The sequence below is a fragment of the Microbispora sp. CA-102843 genome, from assembly GCF_050936215.1.
Lineage (GTDB): Bacteria > Actinomycetota > Actinomycetes > Streptosporangiales > Streptosporangiaceae > Microbispora.
Genome location: NZ_JBNJNF010000001.1, coordinates 6,323,235 through 6,340,460, shown reverse-complemented (window position 1 = coordinate 6,340,460; position 17,226 = coordinate 6,323,235). Strand labels below are relative to the sequence as shown.

General features: G+C 73.3%; 14 protein-coding genes. 9 read left to right on the top strand and 5 right to left on the bottom strand.

Annotation, left to right across the window (positions count from 1 at the left end):
- Window positions 1-50: 50 nt before the first annotated feature.
- From ACQEVJ_RS29320 to ACQEVJ_RS29305, 4 genes are all read left to right on the top strand, one after another.
- Window positions 51-824 carry a cyclase family protein gene (locus ACQEVJ_RS29320; protein ID WP_433106554.1) on the top strand — a complete coding sequence of 258 codons (774 nt, stop codon included), beginning with the start codon at window positions 51-53 and terminating at the stop codon, window positions 822-824.
- On the top strand, window positions 821-2,569 hold the full coding sequence (locus ACQEVJ_RS29315) for a thiamine pyrophosphate-binding protein (protein WP_433106552.1): 1,749 nt from the start codon (window positions 821-823) through the stop codon (window positions 2,567-2,569). Before ACQEVJ_RS29320 ends, ACQEVJ_RS29315 begins: the two co-directional genes overlap by 4 nt.
- Window positions 2,570-2,640: 71 nt before the next feature.
- Window positions 2,641-3,378 carry a lysophospholipid acyltransferase family protein gene (locus ACQEVJ_RS29310; protein ID WP_433106550.1) on the top strand — a complete coding sequence of 246 codons (738 nt, stop codon included), beginning with the start codon at window positions 2,641-2,643 and terminating at the stop codon, window positions 3,376-3,378.
- A gap of 118 nt (window positions 3,379-3,496) precedes the next feature.
- Window positions 3,497-6,469, top strand: coding sequence for a helix-turn-helix transcriptional regulator (locus tag ACQEVJ_RS29305; protein WP_433106548.1), 2,973 nt, complete (start codon window positions 3,497-3,499; stop codon window positions 6,467-6,469).
- A 61-nt stretch (window positions 6,470-6,530) separates the two neighbouring features.
- On the opposite strand, the gene ACQEVJ_RS29300 is transcribed toward ACQEVJ_RS29305, so the two are convergent.
- Window positions 6,531-8,759 (bottom strand): M4 family metallopeptidase, encoded by a 2,229-nt coding sequence (locus ACQEVJ_RS29300; protein ID WP_433106546.1) that lies wholly within the window; start codon window positions 8,757-8,759, stop codon window positions 6,531-6,533.
- Window positions 8,760-9,172: 413 nt separating this feature from the next.
- Here ACQEVJ_RS29300 and ACQEVJ_RS29295 point away from each other — a divergent pair, with 413 nt between their 5' ends.
- Window positions 9,173-9,598, top strand: coding sequence for a PPOX class F420-dependent oxidoreductase (locus ACQEVJ_RS29295; RefSeq protein ID WP_433106544.1), 426 nt, complete (start codon window positions 9,173-9,175; stop codon window positions 9,596-9,598).
- An 18-nt stretch (window positions 9,599-9,616) separates the two neighbouring features.
- On the opposite strand, the gene ACQEVJ_RS29290 is transcribed toward ACQEVJ_RS29295, so the two are convergent.
- The 4 genes from ACQEVJ_RS29290 to ACQEVJ_RS29275 all read right to left on the bottom strand — a co-directional run bounded on the left by ACQEVJ_RS29290 (window position 9,617) and on the right by ACQEVJ_RS29275 (window position 12,217).
- Window positions 9,617-10,723, bottom strand: coding sequence for a hypothetical protein (locus ACQEVJ_RS29290; protein ID WP_433106542.1), 1,107 nt, complete (start codon window positions 10,721-10,723; stop codon window positions 9,617-9,619).
- 188 nt (window positions 10,724-10,911) lie between these two features.
- Window positions 10,912-11,385, bottom strand: a complete 474-nt coding sequence (locus ACQEVJ_RS29285; RefSeq protein WP_433106540.1) for a DUF6789 family protein — start codon at window positions 11,383-11,385, stop codon at window positions 10,912-10,914.
- A 21-nt stretch (window positions 11,386-11,406) separates the two neighbouring features.
- Window positions 11,407-11,817 carry a hypothetical protein gene (locus ACQEVJ_RS29280; protein ID WP_433106538.1) on the bottom strand — a complete coding sequence of 137 codons (411 nt, stop codon included), beginning with the start codon at window positions 11,815-11,817 and terminating at the stop codon, window positions 11,407-11,409.
- A 232-nt stretch (window positions 11,818-12,049) separates the two neighbouring features.
- Window positions 12,050-12,217 (bottom strand): CBS domain-containing protein, encoded by a 168-nt coding sequence (locus ACQEVJ_RS29275; protein ID WP_433106536.1) that lies wholly within the window; start codon window positions 12,215-12,217, stop codon window positions 12,050-12,052.
- A 53-nt stretch (window positions 12,218-12,270) separates the two neighbouring features.
- Between ACQEVJ_RS29275 and ACQEVJ_RS29270 the strand changes: the two genes are divergently transcribed.
- From ACQEVJ_RS29270 to ACQEVJ_RS29255, 4 genes are all read left to right on the top strand, one after another.
- Entirely contained in the window at window positions 12,271-13,062 is a 792-nt protein-coding gene (locus ACQEVJ_RS29270; protein WP_433106534.1) for an alpha/beta fold hydrolase, read from the top strand.
- Window positions 13,063-14,193 carry a PP2C family protein-serine/threonine phosphatase gene (locus tag ACQEVJ_RS29265; protein ID WP_433106532.1) on the top strand — a complete coding sequence of 377 codons (1,131 nt, stop codon included), beginning with the start codon at window positions 13,063-13,065 and terminating at the stop codon, window positions 14,191-14,193.
- 134 nt (window positions 14,194-14,327) lie between these two features.
- Window positions 14,328-14,993: an esterase/lipase family protein gene (locus tag ACQEVJ_RS29260; RefSeq protein WP_433106530.1), complete on the top strand. Its 666-nt coding sequence runs from the start codon at window positions 14,328-14,330 to the stop codon at window positions 14,991-14,993.
- A 157-nt stretch (window positions 14,994-15,150) separates the two neighbouring features.
- Window positions 15,151-17,217 (top strand): sensor histidine kinase, encoded by a 2,067-nt coding sequence (locus tag ACQEVJ_RS29255; protein ID WP_433106528.1) that lies wholly within the window; start codon window positions 15,151-15,153, stop codon window positions 17,215-17,217.
- Window positions 17,218-17,226: the final 9 nt, after the last annotated feature.

The window sequence follows — 17,226 nt, the reverse complement described above, 5'->3', positions numbered from 1 at the left end:
GGGGGCGGGTGTAGGAGGATCTCAGGGGCCTGATCTGTTAGGAGGCGTTGATGTCGGTGTTGCGGGATCTGGTGGACGGCATCCGGGGCGGGGGGATCGAGGTGCTCGACCTCACCGCGCCGCTGAGTGACAAGACGCCGATCCTGCTGCTGCCCGAACCGTTCGGGCAGACGGTGCCGTTCTCGATGCAGGAGATCAGCCGGTACGACGACCGCGGCCCGGGCTGGTACTGGAACAACTTCACCACCGGCGAGCACACCGGCACGCACTTCGACGCCCCCGTCCACTGGGTGACCGGGCGCGACGGCGAGGACGTGTCGCAGGTGGCCCCGGCCAAGCTGATCGCGCCGGCCGTGGTGCTCGACTTCAGCGCGCAGTCGGCCGCGAACCCCGACTTCCTGCTGGAGATCGACCACGTCAAGGCGTGGGAGGCCGAGCACGGGGCGCTGCCCGACGGCGGCTGGCTGCTGTACCGCACCGGATGGGACGTGCGCGCCCACGACCAGGCGGAGTTCCTCAACGCCGACGAGACGGGCCCGCACACGCCCGGCATGTCTCCCGCCTGCGCCCGCTACCTGGCCGAGGAGACGCCGATCGCGGGCATCGGGACGGAGACCGTCGGCACCGACGCGGGCGCGGCCCACTCCTTCGACCCCGCCTTCCCCTGCCACTCCTACCTCCTCGGCGCGGGGAAGTACGGCCTGACCCAGTTGCGCAACCTCGACCGGCTGCCGCCGACGGGCGCGGTGGTGATCGCGGGCCCGCTGCCGATCGTCGGCGGCTCGGGCAGCCCGGTCCGCGTGCTCGCGCTGGTGGAGCGGTGAACGTCGCGGAGGCCGTCGGCGCGGCCCTCGCCGCCCTCGGCGTGCGGGCGGCCTTCGGCGTCGTCGGCAGCGGCAACTTCCACGTCACCAACGCCCTCGTCGAGCACGGCGTGCGGTACGTCGCGGCGCGGCACGAGGGCGGGGCCGCCACGATGGCCGACGCCTACGCCCGGATGAGCGGCACGGTCGCCGTGCTCACCGTCCACCAGGGGCCCGGCCTGACCAACGCGCTGACCGGCGTCACCGAGGCGGCCAAGAGCCGCACCCCGCTGCTCGTGCTCGCACCGGAGGTGACCTCGCCCACCTCCAACTTCCGGATCGACCAGGCCGCGCTCGCCGAGGCCGTGGGCGCGCACTGCGCCAGGGTCGGGTCGGCCGCCACGGCCGTGGACGACATCGTGATGGCCTTCCTCGCCGCCCTGCTCGGGCGCCGGACGGTGGTGCTCAACCTGCCCCTGGACGTGCAGGCCGAGACGCTGCCCGAGGAGGCCGCCGAGGCCGTACGCGAACTGCTGGCCGGCCGGGGCGGCGCGCACCGCGACGTGGCGAGCCGCGTGCCGGCGGCGTGGGGGCTGACGTTCCCCATCGAGTCCGGGAACGACGAGGAGCCGGAGGGGCTCGCGGCGGAGCCGTCCGACGCGTTGACGCGGTTCGCGCGGATGCTGGCGGAGGCGGAGCGGCCGGTCTTCGTGGCCGGCCGGGGAGCCCGCGGCTCGCGGCGGGAACTGGAGGCGCTCGGCGAGCGGGTGGGGGCGCTGTTCGCCACCTCGGCGGTCGCCAAGGGCCACTTCCACGGCAGCCCCTGGGACCTCGACGTGAGCGGCGGTTTCGCCACCCCGCTCGCGGCCGAGCTGATCCGCGACGCCGACCTCGTCGTCGGCTGGGGCTGCTCGTTCACCATGTGGACCACCCGGCACGGAGCGCTGATCGGGCCGGAGGCCAGGGCCGTCCAGGTGGACCTCGACCCCGACGCGCTCGGCGTGCACCGCGAGATCGACCTCGGCGTGGTCGGCGACGTACGCGAGACCGCGCGGGCGGTCGCCGCCCTGCTGGGCGAACCCGGGGCGGAGGGCGAGGCGGGGACGCGCGGCTACCGCGCCCCGGAGATCGCCGAACGCATCGCCCGCGAGGGGCGCTGGCGCGACGTGCCGTACGAGGACCTGAGCGCCGGAGAGCGGATCGACCCCCGCACGCTGACGATCGGACTCGACGACCTGCTCCCGCAGGAGCGGCTGGTGGCCGTGGACTCCGGGAACTTCATGGGATATCCGTCGATGTTCCTCACGGTCCCGGACGGCAGCGCGTTCTGCTTCACCCAGGCGTTCCAGTCGATCGGGCTCGGCCTGGCCACCGCGATCGGCGCGGCCGTCGCGCGGCCCGACCGGCTCACGGTCGCCGCCCTCGGCGACGGCGGGGCCCTGATGGGCGTGGCAGAACTGGAGACGGTCGTACGGCTCGGCCTGCCGATGGTGGTCGTGGTCTACGACGACGACGGGTACGGCGCGGAGGTCCACCACTTCGGCCCGCACGGGTTCCCGCTCGGCGCGGTCACCTTCCCGGCCGCCGACATCGCGCGGATCGCCCGGGGCTTCGGCTTCGAGGCGGTGACCGTACGGCGGGAGGAGGACCTGTCGGGGGTCGCCGAGTGGCTGAAGGGGCCGCGCGACAAACCCCTGCTCGTCCACGCGAAGGTCACCGCCGACCGCCCGTCGTGGTGGCTGGAGGAGGCCTTCCTCGGCCACTGACCCGCGCGGAGCCCGAGAAGAGGACCTTCGGCTTACTAAAAGTTACGGGTGAGTAGGTTACGGTTTCAGACATGGCTGAGATCGTGTACCCGCCGGTCCTGCGGACCGCGCTGACCGCCTTCAAACTGCTCGACCTGCGGTTCCGCATCGAGGGAACGGAGCGGATACCCCGCAGCGGTGGCGCGGTCCTGGTGAGCAACCACGTCAGCTACCTCGACTTCATCTTCGCCGGCTTCGCCGCCCACCCCGCCGGGCGGCTGGTCCGATTCATGGCGAAGAAGGAGGTCTTCGACCATCCCGTGTCGGGCCCGCTGATGCGCGGCATGCACCACATCCCGGTGGACCGGTCGGCCGGGGCGGGCGCCTACGACGCCGCCGTACGGGCCCTCAAGGACGGCGAGATCATCGGCAACTTCGCCGAGGCGACGATCAGCAGGTCGTTCACGGTCAAGGAGATCAAGAGCGGCCCGATCAGAATGGCGGCCGAGGCCGGGGTGCCCGTGATCCCGGTCGCCCTGTGGGGCGGCCAGCGGCTGTGGACCAAGGGCCGGCCCCGCAAGCTGCTGCAGCGGCATGTCCCGATCACGATCCTGGTCGGCGAGCCGATGCGGCCGGGCCTGAGTGACGACATCGCCGCGCTCACCGGCGACCTGCGGCGGCGGATGGCGGACCTGCTCGACGAGGCCCAGCGGACCTACCCCGACCAGTCGCGGGGAGTGTGGTGGCAGCCCGCCCACCTCGGCGGCACGGCGCCCACCCCGGAGGAGGCCGCCGCGCTCGACGCCGCCGCGCGGCCCCGCCGCGAGTAGGGCTCGGGACGTCTGTCCGGTTCCGCAACACGGCCGTTACGCCGAAGGGTTGACCGAGGGTCAAGGGACGGGGATAACTGAGCCCGGGGGACTCGCAACCCGTACCTTGGAGCCGTGGATGAGCATCGTGCCCCCGCCCCCGCTGGTCGGACGCGCCACTGAGCTGCGGACTCTCATCGACGCGGTGACCCGCCCGCCGGCGGTCGTGCTGGTGGAGGGCGAGGCGGGCATCGGCAAGACCCGGCTCGTCCGCGCCGCGCTCGACCGCCTGCCGTCCGGCGACCGGGCCGTCCTCCTCGGCTACTGCCACCAGATCCGCGAACCCTTCCCGTACGGGCCGGTCTTCGAGGCGCTGCGGGACATCAGGGGACGGCTCCCGGCGGCACACCGGCTCAACCCGGTCACCGGCGCGCTCCGCGGCCACCTCCCCGAACTGGCCGGGGCGCTGCCGCCGTCGCCGCAGCCCCTGGAGGACCCGCGGGCCGAACGCCACCGGGTGTTCCGCGCGATACGCGCCCTGCTGGCGGCCGTCGGACCCGCCGTGCTCGTCGTCGAGGACCTGCACTGGGCCGACGACGGCACGCTCGACCTGCTGCGCTTCCTGACCGGGCAGCCGCCGCAGGGGCTGGCGGTGGTCGCGACGTGCCGGCGGGACGGCGTCGCCGGTCCGCCGCTCGGCCGGGCCTACCGGCACCAGCCGGACACGGCCAACGTGGTCGTACGGCTCGCTCCGCTGGACGCGTCCGGCGTGGGCAGCCTGGCCGGCGCGCTGCTGGAGCGGTCCGACCTGTCTCCCGGGTTCGTCACGCGGCTGCACGAGCTCACGGCGGGCATCCCGTTCGTGGTGGAGGAGCTGGTCCGATCCCTGCCCGCCTCGCTGCCCGGCGCGGACGACCCGGACGCGCTCGACAGAGCCGTCGACCGTGCCGGCGTCCCGCTGCTGCTGCGCGAGGCCATGGCCGAGCGCATGGCCGGTCTGTCCCCGGCGGCGGCGGGAGCGGTCCTGGCGGCGGCGGTGCTGCGGCTCCCCGCGGGCGAGCAGCTGATCAGCGCGGTCGGCGGCGACGCCGCTCTCGGACCGGGCTCCGCCGGGCTGTGCACCCTTGGGCCAGGCTCCGCCGGCCCGTGCACGCTTGGGCCAGGCTCCGCCGGGCTGCGCACCCTTGGGCCGAGCTCCGCCGGCCTGTGCACCCTTGGGCCGAGCTCCGCCGGCCTGGCCGAGGCGCTGCGCGCCGGGGTCCTGCACGAGCACCCCGGCGGCCGGTACGGCTTCCGCCACGCGCTGGCCCAGCAGGCCGTTTACGACGCCATCCCGGGCCCCGAACGCCGGTCGGCGCACGTCCGGGCGATGGCCGCGCTCGCCGCGACGGACACGCCGCCGCTGGTGCAGCTGGCCTTCCACGCGCGGCAGGCCGAGGACACCGACGCCTGGGTGCGCCACGGAACCGCCGCCGCCCAGCAGGCCGCCGCGCTGGGGGACACCGCCCTGGCCGTCGAGGTGGTCGAGGGCATGCTCGACGATCCCGGCCTGCCGGTGCGGGACCGGGGCCCGCTGGTGCTGATGCTGAGCCGCTTCGCGCCGACGGGCCTGTCGCACCAGCGGGTGGTGCGGCTGCTGCGGCAGGTGCTGCGGGGCGACTTCCTCTCCCGGGACGTGCGCGGCGAGGTGCGGCTCAACCTCGGCGTCGTCCTGTCCAACCAGGCGGGCGACGCCGCCGCGGGACGGCCGGAGATCATGGCCGCCCTCGCCGAGCTGAACGACCGGCCGACGCTGGCCGCCCGCGGCTGGGCCAGCATGGCGATGCCGGAGTGGGGCATCGAATCGCTGGCGGAGCACGCGGAGTGGATGGCCCGCGCCGAGGCGCTCGTCGCCACCGCCGACAACCCGGAGCTGTCGGCCGCGGTCCTGGCCAACCGGGCCTCCTTCGAGATGACGACCGGCTCTCCCGGCGCGTTCGACGTCGCCGCCCGCCTTCCGGTCGACGACCCGCGTACGGGGGTCCGCAGGGAGGTCGCCCGGGCGTACTGCAACCTCCACGACTCGGCGACCACCGTGGGGCTCTACGCGGCGGCCGAGCGGTTCGCCAGGGAAGGGCGGCGGCTCGCCCTGGAGACCGGCGCGCAGTATCCCGCCTTTCTCCTCGACGCCTCTGCGATCCGCAGGGAGTGGCTCACCGGGCGGTGGGACGGGCTCCGCGACCGGGCGGCGTCCCTGGGGGAGTCGGCCACGGAGACGCCGCTGATCGCGGTGGACCTGTGGCTGGTGCTCGGGCTGCTCGCCCTGGCGACGGGCGAGTGGGAGGAGGCGGTCAGGCAGTTCCACCGCGCGGGGCTGGACGCGCCGGAGGCCCGCAACGTCCCGGTCGTGACGGCCGCCGCCGGGGGGCTCGTCGATCTGCACCTCGCCCGGGGGGCGATGGACGAGGCCGTCGCGGAGGCGGAGCGGGCGGTCGGGTGGCTGCGCCGCAAGGGCGTGTGGGTGTGGGGCGCGGGCCTGGTTCCTTCGGCCGTCGTCGCGTTCGCCAGGGCCGGGCGCATGGAGATGGCGGCGGAGCTGGTGGACGCGTACGCCGCCGGGATCGCGGACCGGGTGGCGCCCGCCGCGCACGCCGCGCTCGACGCCGCCCGCGGCGCGCTCGCCGCCGCCGAACCGCGGCACGCCGACGCCGCCGCCTTCTTCGCCCGGGCCCGTGAGGCGTACGCCGCCCTGCCCCAGCCCTACGCGGCGGCGCGGGCGGCCGAGGGCGCGGCGCGGGCCCGGCTCGCCCTCGGGGACGGCGCCGCGGCGGCGGGCTTCCGGGAAGCCGCGGAGTGGTACGGCCGGCTCGGCGCCACCCACGACGCCGCCCGGTGCAGGCGGGTGCTGCGCGACATCGGAGTGGACGTCCCGCTGCCGCGCGGCGGGCGGCGGGGCGCCGGCGCGCTTTCACAGCGGGAGCGCGAGGTGGCCCGGCTGGTCGCGCTGGGCCGGACCAACCGCGAGATCGCCGACGTGCTCTTCCTGTCCACGCGGACGGTCGAGACCCACGTGGCCACCGTGCTGCGCAAGCTCGGCGTACGGTCGCGGACCCAGATCGCGCCGCCCGCCTGACCGGCCCGGGACGCGGAAACCCCCGGGACCGGTGCGGTCCCGGGGGCTGCGCCGCCGTCACTCAGACCGTGATGCTCCACGAGTCGAGGTAGCCGGTGTCGTAGGTGTACTGGTCGCGGACCTCAAGGGTCCAGGTGCCCGCCGCCGTCTGCGTGACCGGGACGGAGTAGGTCCGGGTGCCGAACGACGTGCAGCTCAGGCCGCCGCTGGATTTGACCGTGTACCAGGTGCCGTTCGGGCCCTGCAGCCTGATCCGCAGGTCCTCGGCGCAGGTGTGCGAGATCGTGATGCTGAGCTTGACCGGGGAGACCGCGGTGCCCGTGGCGGTCGAGGTGACCGGGCTCGTGATCGTGGTCAGGTCATTGATCGTGTAGTCGGTGCCGTTGGTGAACGTGCGCCCGCCGGAGGTGCCCGACACCGTCAGCGAGTACGACGCGGTGTGGGTGGCGGCCGAGCCGGTGCCCGTGACGGTGACGGTGTAGGTGCCGGCCGGCGTCGACGCGCTGGTGGAGACGGTCAGCGTGGAGGAGCCGCCCGAGGTCACCGACGAGGGGCTGAAGCTCGCGGTGGCGCCCGACGGAAGCCCCGACGCGCTGAGCGTGACCGTCTGCGCGCTACCCGAGCTGGTCGCCGTCGTGATCGTGGAGGTGGCGGACTGGCCGGGCGTCACGGTGCCCGCCGTGGGGTTGAGCGACATGGAGAAGTCGTTGCCCGAGGAGGTGCAGCTCGCCTCGTTCGACTGCGCCGGCACTCCGGCCGCGCTCCACGCCGCCTTGGTGGCCGCGCACTCGGGGCTGCTCGCGCCGTACAGTTCCACCGCCGCCGCCAGCGACGCGGTCCTGACGTTGACGTACTTCCAGGTCGAGGTCTTGCGCTGGAGCGCGCCCATGTAGATCTTGCCGGCCTTCTGGATGCCGATGCCGGTCACCGAGGAGGGGCCGCCCGAGCAGATCGGGCTGCTCGGCTTGCCGCCGCCCGGCGACGAGCCCTCGGCGAGCAGGTAGAACCAGTGGTTCAGCGGGCCGGCCGCGGCGTGCACCTCGGTGCTCGGGATCGAGCTCGAGTAGCAGTTGGGGTCCCCGGCGAGGGACGGGTTGTACATGTAGCGGATCGGTCCGCCGCCGACCAGGTTGACCTCCTCGCCCACCTGGTAGTCCGGCGGGTCGTTCGGGTTGTTGGCGTACGCCTCGGTCAGCGCGCCGAAGATGTCGCCGGTGCCCTCGTTGATGCCGCCGTTCTCGTTGCCGGAGCCGGCGGCGCCGGGGGTGGTCTGGAAGACGGCGTGGCCGAACTCGTGCGCGACGACGTCGATCGGCGTGGCCTGGCGGGCGTTGTCCTGCGAGTGGCCGAAGTTGGTGTAGCTGCCGTTCCAGTACGCGTTGACGTCGGCGAGGCCCACGCGGGCGGGGAAGCCGCCGCCGCTGCCGTTGATGCCGCTGCGGCCGAGCCAGTCGCGCAGCATGTCCCACTCGCGCTGGACGCCGTAGAGCGCGTCCACGCAGGCGGTCTCGAGGTTGGTCCCGCTGCCGTTGCCCCAGGAGTCGTCGGTGCCGGTGTAGGCCGAGCCGTTCTGCCCGCCGCACTTGATCCCGCTGCGGGTGGAGTCGGTCATCGAGTACGAGGTGCCGGAGCCGCTCGTGTTGATGGTGACCGTGCCGTAGTAGTAGCCGTTGCCGGTGCCCGCCTTCACCTGGTCGTAGGAGTCGGCGATCTCACCGGTGGTCGCGTCGACGAACACGTGCTGGATGCTCGGCTTGCCGTCGGCGATGCCGGAGACCAGGGCCTCCCACGCGAGGCGCGGCTTGTGGCCCCAGGCCAGGACCACCAGGCGCGGGGCGGCCGTGTCGTCGACCCGGGACAGCACGGTCTTCGCCGTCTCGGTGGCGGTCTCGGCGGTGACCGTGGGCGAGGTCGGCACGCCCAGGGGGAGGGCGCCGGACGCCGCCTCGGTGTCGCGCACCCGCCCGTTGGAGTCGGTGACCACGACCGCGTCGCCGCCCACCATGGGCAGGCCCTTGTACGCGCGTTCGTAGGTGACGTAGTACATGCCGCCGGTCGGCGTGACGGCGGTGCGCCGGTAGGTCTCGTTGGGGGACACGCGCAGGTCGTCCAGGCCGCTCGCGACGGCCTGGTCGGCGGCGGCCGCGGCCCGCTGCGCGGGGTCGGCGGCGAGGGACTTGACCGCGCTCTCGCTGCCGGGCGGGGGCTTGGCGGCGGCGACGGTGGCGGGTACCACCACGCCGGTCACGGCCAGCGCGGCGGCCGCCGCGAGCAGTGCTGTGCGCCTCATGGGCGTCTTCCTTTCTCTGCCTCCCACGTGGCGTCCGCCTTGTGGGCGGGCGCCGGCGGTCGCGCCGCCGGGAGACGAGCCCGGGCGGCGGACACGTGGGATTCGGGGGGTGATGAGAGAAATGGATGGTGCTTTCGCTCTGGTGGGCACGAGCGGAGACGTCTCTCCCATGGCGGAAACGGCTGGGAGAAAGAGGGGAGTTCTACGTCACGGGACTCCTCGTTTCGCCGACCGGGCCGGGGGAAACCGGCCCGTGCGCGACGTTAGAACCACGGTCCCGGTGCGAACATCCGTAGCGATATCCGTACATCTACGGAAAAGCGACGGCCTTTGTGCGTATGGCGTAAGAAAACGGCCGCCACGTGGGGGAGCGGCGACGAGGCGAAGAGGCGTGGGCCGCTAGGTTCGAGGCCATGGAAAGGATGACCGAGGCAGAGTGGCGGCACTTCGCGACGAGCGGCACCAGGACCGGCAAACTCGCCGTCACCAGGGCGGACGGGCGGCCGCACGTGACGCCGATCTGGTTCGCGCTCGACGGGGACGAGGTGGTGTTCACCACGCACGAGAGCGGGGTGAAGGCCAAGGCGCTGCGCCGCGATCCCCGGGCGACCCTGTGCGTCGACGACCAGGCCCCGCCGTACTCGTACGTGATGATCGAGGGTCAGGCGACGCTGTCGGCCGACCTCGGCGAGGTCCGGCACTGGGCGACCGTGCTCGGCGGCCGCTACATGGGGGAGGACCGGGCCGAGGAGTACGGCCGGCGCAACGGCGTCCCCGGCGAGTTCCTCGTCCGGCTGCGCGTCGGCAAGGTCGTCGCCTTCAGGGACGTCGCCTCCTGAGCCGCCTCCCGGCCGGTGTCACCGCCTGGTCCAGATCCAGGCCTGGCTGTCCTCGTCGTAGGAGGGGTTGCCGCCCACGGCGATCATCCGGTCGCCGCCGGGGATGCGGGCGAAAGCGGACACCGATTGGCTGTCATGGACCCTGGGCGCCTTCTCGTACATCCAGGACCGGCCGTCGAAGTGCAGCAGTATGTGGGGGTTGCTGTCGTGGCCGGACTGGGCGCCGAGCCATACCCCGCCGTGCCCGTCCGCGGCCACGCGCCCGAACCCGATCGTCCCGGCCGGGACGCCGGCGGCCGTCGTCCAGCGTTCGCCGTCCCAGCGCATCAGCAGCGCGGCCTGCGAGCCTTCCTGCCGGAGGTAGGAGCCGGCGACCCACGCCTCCCGCCCCGACACCGGTGCCACGTCGTATAGGTAGACCTTCGCGCCGTCGAGGGACGCCGGGAGCGGTACGGGCCGCCATCCGTGCCCGTCCCAGCGCTCGATCGCGTCGCTGTCGTCGGCCCGCCAGGCCAGCGCCCACACGTCGTCCGGGGCCGCCGCCCGGAGCCTGTGGAAGCGCAGGCCAGAGGGGGAGGGGACGGACGACCAGCTCGCTCCGGACCACCGGGCGAGGAACTCGGTGGACGGGCCGTCGGGCGGGTCCAGATATCCGGCGACCCACACCTGCCCGCCTGTCGTGGCGACGGCCGTCCTCAGGATCGCCGAAGGCGGGCAGGGCGGCCGCTCCCGGCGCGACCACCGCCGGCCGTCCCAGCGCCAGACGGTCATGTCGTCGTCGAACAACCAGACGTCGTCCGCGGACGTCCCGGACAGCACCCCCGGAGACCGCGCACCCTCCGGCAGCCGCGCGGGCCGCCAGACGCGACCGTCCCAGTGGGCGAAGAGCGGGCCGAACTCGCCGCCGCCCAGCGCCCAGGCGTCGTCCGGTGCGGTCGCGACGACGCTCCCCATGACGCCGGTGCCCATCGGGGTGTCCACCCACACCCCCGCGGACAGCGAGGGACGCGCCGGGGTCGGAGTCGGGGAGGAAGGCCGGGAGTGTGTCTTGTCCGGGGCGCCGCCGCCCGAGCAGGCGGCCAGGGCCGCGATCAGCACCGCGATCGCGGTCAATCGCCGGATCATTCCCGGATTGTACGGAGACGCGTCGGTGCTACGGGGCCGTTCTCACGATAAGCAGGTAACCGGAGGTGCGTGATGAAGGTCGGACTGCGGATTCCCGAATTCAGAAGATCGTCACCACGCTCGACGTGCTGTCGGGAGGGCGCGCCCCCGCCGCGACGGTCACGAGGCCGGCGGCCGATCCGCCGTCGTCATCTGTCCTCCTGCATGTCGTGTCGCCCGCCCGCACCGCGCATGGCGCGGACCGCGAGCGCCAGCGTGGTGCCGTACACCACGTGCGCCGCGGCCATGACGACCGGGCGACCGCGCGCGGGGTCACGCGAGGCGGGCGGCAGGATGTTCAGGGCGGGCACCCAGCCCTCGTAGGCGCCGAGCCAGATCAGCAGGCCGTAGCCCACACCGAGGGGAACACCGGCCCTCCGCCCGCGGGTGAGCAGCGCGAACGCCGCGCCGCAGGCGGCGCCGAATCCGAGGTGCGCGGCGGCGCCGAGGACGCTCTCCCCAGGCTTGGGCCGGTGCCGGTGGCCCGGCAGGGCCGCCCTCACGATGTGCTTGGGCGGCTGGCCCGGCATCAGCCCGGTCTTCTGCCCGGCGAGCATCACCGCGCTCATCGTGACGGTGGACAGCGCGCCGGCGGCCGCGCCGCGTACGAGTTGGCGGATCATGGATCTCCCTCCAGGAGGCTTCTACAGGCGCCGGGAGAGCTTCTCGGCGAGTCCCGCGGGGTCGGCGACCGTCACGGTCAGGCCGGGATGCCGCAGCAGCCCGGACGGCTCGCCGCCCCGGATCGGCTCGTGGAACCGCACGCACAACCCTCTGCGGGCGTTGGTGGCGAACGTCAGGCCCCGGTCGGCGAGCGACACGTGGACCCCGATCGCCCGGAACGGGGAGTAGGGGCCGGTCGTCTCGACGCCGGAGACGTTGGCCAGCGGGGTCTCGATCACCCAGGGCCCGTAGCGGACCCGCAGGGTGCCGGGGCCGACCAGGACTCCGGCGGTGTCCGGGCGGATGCCCAGGACGGACAGCAGGGGGGCGAATCGGGGGTCGAAGTCGAACGCGAAGCGCTCAGGCTTACCCGCGGTGGTGTCGTCGGTCATCGCTACCCCTCCCGGCACCTCGGTCGTCGATGGGTCTGGCCGGCGGGCGTCGGCGCGGAGGTGCAGCGCCTCGCCCCGGTCGCCACGGCTCCGTCTCCGGCGACGTCCCGCCGGACAGAGCACGCAAATGCGGCCATACCCCATCGGTCAGGATGAAACAGGGCGTTCGCGAAGCCCCGGCCGGGGAGGCCGGGGCTCCGGCGACCGCCTACCGTACGGCGGCGGGCGGACGTCAGTCCGTGCTGATGGCGCCCACGAGGTCGCCCACCGGACGGTCGGGCAGGGCGCGGGCCACGTCGGCCAGCGCGACGATGCCCACCACCTTGTGGCCGTCGATGACGGGCAGGCGGCGGACCTTGTGCGGACTTCCGCCGCCTACCCCCGAGGGCCCGGCGTACACGGCCGCCCCCCGAACTCACGCGTGATGCGGATTGGTTTGTACGCTTGCGCGTCATGAGCGTGATGGTGCGTAACAACGTGCGAATCACCGGCCGGCCGGACGGCCGCCCGATGGTCTTCGCCCACGGGTTCGGGTGCGACCAGAACATGTGGCGGCTCGTCGCTCCCGCGTTCGAGGACGAGTACCGGGTCGTCCTGTTCGACCACGTGGGGTCCGGCGACTCCGACCTGTCGGCCTACTCACCCGAGCGTTACTCCTCCCTCCAGGGGTACGCGCAGGACGTCCTGGACATCTGCGCCGAGCTCGACCTGACCGACGCGGTCTTCGTCGGTCACTCGGTGAGCGCGATGATCGGCGCTCTGGCGGCCATCGGGGAGCCGGCGCGCTTCGGGGCGCTGGTGCTGGTGGGGCCCTCGCCCCGCTACATCGACGACGAGGGCTACGTCGGCGGCTTCAGCGCGGCCGACATCGAGGAGCTGCTGGAGACGCTCGACAGCAACTACCTCGGCTGGTCCAGCGCCATGGCCCCGGTGATCATGGGCAACCCGGACCGCCCCGAGCTGGGGGCCGAGCTGACCAACAGCTTCTGCCGCACCGACCCGGAGATCGCCAAGCGGTTCGCGACGGTGACGTTCATGTCGGACAACCGGGCCGACCTGCCGCGGGTGCCGGTGCGCTGCCTGATCCTGCAGTGCTCCGAGGACGTGATCGCCCCCGTGGAGGTGGGCAAGTTCGTCCACGAGAGCATCCCCGGCAGCGAGCTGGTGCTGATGCGGGCGACCGGGCACTGCCCCAACCTGAGCGCGCCGGAGGAGACCATCTCCGCGATCAAGGCGTTCCTCTAGGTGAGCGGCGTCGAGGACGACTTCCTGGAGCTCTACGAACACGCGCCCTGCGGGTACCTGTCCACGCTGGCCGACGGGACGATCATCCGGGTCAACCGGACGCTGCTGGAGCTCACCGGATACGACCCCGGCGAGCTGACCGGCGGCATGCGGATCCAGAACCTGCTGGCCGTCGGCGACCGCATCTTCTACGAGACCCACTTCGCCCCGCTGCTCGCGATGCAGTCGGTCGTCCGCGAGATCGCGGTCGACGTGCGCCGCGCCGACGGCACCCGGCTGCCGGTGCTGCTCAACGCGGTGATGCGGGACGACCCGAGGGTCATCCGCTTCTGCGTCTTCGCCGCGACCGACCGGCGGGAGTACGAGCGCGAGCTGCTGCGCGCCCGCCAGCGCGCCGAGCGGTCGGAGGCGGAGGCGCGCGAGCTGGCCCGCACCCTGCAGCGCAGCTTCATCCCCCCTGCCCTGCCGGAAATCCCGGGACTCCAGGTCGCCGGGGCGTTCCGGCCCGCCGGGCTCGGAGACCTGGTGGGCGGCGACTTCTACGACATGTACGAGACCGCCGGAGGCTGGGCGCTCGCCCTCGGCGACGTGTGCGGCAAGGGCGTGGAGGCCGCCGTCGTCACCAGCCTGGCCCGCTACACGCTGCGGGCCGCGCCGATCCGGGAGCCCAGCCCCTCTGCGGTCCTGTCCGCGCTCAATCGGACCCTGCTGCGCGAGCGGGCGGGGCGGTTCGTGACGGCCGTCTACGGCCAGCTCGCGCCCGCCGGCCACCACTTCAGGCTCACCCTCTCCTTGGCCGGTCACCCGCCCCCGCTGCGGGCCAGCGGGGAGGCGGTCGGCGAGATCGGACGGCCGGGCAACGTCCTCGGCCTGCTGCCCAGGGTCAGGCTGACCGACGTCGACGTCGATCTCGCCCCCGGCGACGCCATCCTCTTCTACACCGACGGCGTCGTCGAGGCCCGCAGGGACGAGGAACTGTACGGCGAGGATCGGCTGCGTCGCCTGTTCGGCGCCTCCCGCGCCATGGGGGCGGCAGGGATCGCCGAGGCGGTCGTGAACGAGGCCGTCGCCTTCCAGTCCGGGCTGCCCCGCGACGACATCGCCGTCGTCGTGCTCAAGATCCCCGCCTGATCGCGCCGCGCGACGCTTCTTCTGGCGGAAGACCCGCCCCCGGTGGAACGGGGGACGGCGACTGGTGATTTCCCCGATGCCGTGACCGGACCTGATCGCGAGACTCCTGTCATCCCCCACGGCAAGGAGATCTCATGCGTAGGATCGTCGGCCCCCTCCTCGGCATCCTGGCCCTGCTCGGCTTCCTCGCCCCCGCCGTCCCCGCGCAGGCGGCCACGCACAATCCCGTGGTCTTCGTCCACGGCTACACCGGAAACAGCACCAACTTCGCCACTCTGCAGGCGTACCTGGTGGCCAACGGCTGGTCCGGCAGCCGGCTGTACGGCTACAACTACAACTGGGCCGGGTCGAACGTGATCAGCGCCCAGGGCCTGGCCGCCCTCGTCAACCAGATCAAGGCCAGCACGGGCGCGTCCAAGGTCGACATCGTCAACCACTCGATGGGCGGCCTGGTGACGCGGTATTACCTGCAGAAGCTCGGCGGGGCCGCCAACGTCGGCCACGTCGCCTCGCTGGCCGGCGCCAACCACGGCACGACGTACGCCAGTGCCTGCACCATCTACGTCTCGTGCGTCGAGATGCTGCCCGGCTCGGCGTACATCACCTCGCTCAGCGGCGACGAGACGCCGGGGTCGGCGAAGTACGGCACCTGGGTGTCGCCCTGTGACGGCATCATCATCCCCTACACCAGCACCCGGCTGTCCGGGGCGGACAACCACACCCTCGCCTGCGTCGACCACATCTCGATCCTGAGCAACGCCGAGGCGATGTCCGGCATCCGCGATCTGCTCAACAGCTGATCCCCCCATTCCCGGCCGGGCGGCCCGACGGCCGCCCGGCCGCGCGTTTTCCGGGTGATAACGGCACTGCCACGATCACGGGGAGCTCGCCGCTTTTGTGTCATTCCACGGGCATTCTGAGGTCGGGCAGGAACGAGAGCCGGAAAGCGGGGGCGGGATGGCGTGGGCAGCCCGGGCGGCCGCCGTCGTCATGGCCGTGGTGTCTGCGGCGCTCGTGGCCGTGGCGATGCTGATCTCCGCGGGGATTCCGGCGGAGTGGCGCCTGCCGGAGACGGTCACGACGCAGTCGGCGGCGGGGGTGACCTTCCCTGCGGTCGGCGCGTTCCTCCTCGCGTACCGGCCCCGGCTCAGGCTGGCGTGGCTCATGTGCGTGGGCGGGCTCGCCGGCGGAGTCTACGACTTCTTCCAGGCGACGACGCTGGCGTCCGCGGCGGACGGGGATCTCGCGTCGGCGGGGATCCTGAGGTTCACGGCGTATGTCGGCTGGGCGGTGAACGGGTTCCTGCTGGAGATCCTGCTCCCGTTGTACACCCCGGACGGCAGGCTTCCCTCGCCACGCTGGCGGGTGGTGGTGGTGCTCGCCGCGGCGTCCCTCGGGACCCAGATGACCCTCCAGCTCGTGCGTCCCGATCCGCCGCTCGAGGGCTACCCGCTACCCGCCGTCATCCCCAGTCCGCTGCCGATCCCCGCCCTGGCGCCGTACATGCCGGCGGCGGAGGTGGTGCTCTGGACTCTGATCATGCTGACGGTGTCGCTGACGGCGCTGTCGCTGCTGCTGCGCTTCCGCCGGGCCGACCCGGTGGGCAGGCGGCAGATCGGCTGGCCGCTGTTCGCGTTCGCCGGATACATCGTGTTCATGATCGCGGGTATCTTCCTGCCCGAGTTGTACTGGCTGTCGGTCGTCTGGGCGGCGCTCATCCCCGTCCTGATGGTGTTCTCGGTGATGCGCTACCGGCTGTACGGCATCGACACCGTCATCAGCCGGACCGTCGTCGCCGCGGGGCTGCTGGCCGTGGTCGGCGGGGTCTACTTCGGTGCGGCCGCGCTGTCGAGTCTGGTGATGTCCGGGTATCACCAGGTCGCCGGGCTCGCCTCCGCCCTGCTCACGGGCGCGTTCTTCCAGCCGTTGCGCAGGATGCTGCAACGTGCCGTCGACCGCCTGCTCTACGGCCCCGTGGGCGACCCGCGCGTGCTCGCCGAGCGGCTGGTCCGGGAGGTGCGCCGGGGTGATCCCGCGCAGGCGCTGGCGCCGGTGATCGGCGTTCTGCGCGAGGGCCTGGCGGTGCAGGGGATCGCGGTGGAGGTGACCGGCGGCGAGCCGGGGCACCAGGTGGTGAGCAGGGTCAGCGGGCAGGTCGGCGACTCCCCGCGCGAGGTGCCGCTGGTCTGGCACGGCGAGCGGGTGGGGCGGCTGCTGGTCGGCCCGCCCGCCCCGCGACGCTTCCCCGCCGCGCACGACGAACGGGTGCTGGACACGCTGGCGCCGTACGCGGCCGACGTGGCCCACGCGGTGCGGATGGCGGCCGACCTGCAGCGCTCCCGGGAGCGCATCCTGGCCGCCCGGGAGGAGGAGCGGCGGCGGCTGCGCCGCGATCTGCACGACGGCCTGGGCCAGACGCTCAGCGACATGGCCATGACCGTCAACATGGCCCGCGTCAGCCTGAAGACCTCCCCGAAGGAGGCGGACGGGCTGCTGCGCGAGTTGCGCTCCGGTATGGACGCGGTCACGGGCGACCTCCGGCAACTCGTGTACGGCCTGCGCCCGCCCGCCCTGGACGATCTGGGCCTGGCCGCCGCCCTACAAGGGTTGGCGGGGCCGGACGAAGGCCTCACCACAGTGGTGAGCGCCGAGGGTGACCTGGCCGACCTGCCCGCCGCCGTCGAGGTGGCCGTCTACCGGATCGTGCAGGAGGCGCTGACCAACGTCCGGCGCCACGCGCGCGCCACCCGCGTCCGGGTCGAGCTGCGCCGCGAGCCCGCGGCGCTGCGCCTGCTGATCGCCGACGACGGCGTGGGCCTGCCGCCGGAACGCCGCTCGGGCGTCGGCCTGACCTCCATGCGCGAGCGCACGGCGGAGCTGGGCGGGATCTGCCTCGTCACCGGCGAGCCGGGGGCGGGCACCACGGTGGAGGTCATGCTCCCCGTTCCTCCGACCGGCGCGGCGCCGGAACGGCACCACCAGCCGGCTCCGACCGGCACGAACGCGGCCTTCCGGGCGCCCTGAGGGAATCGT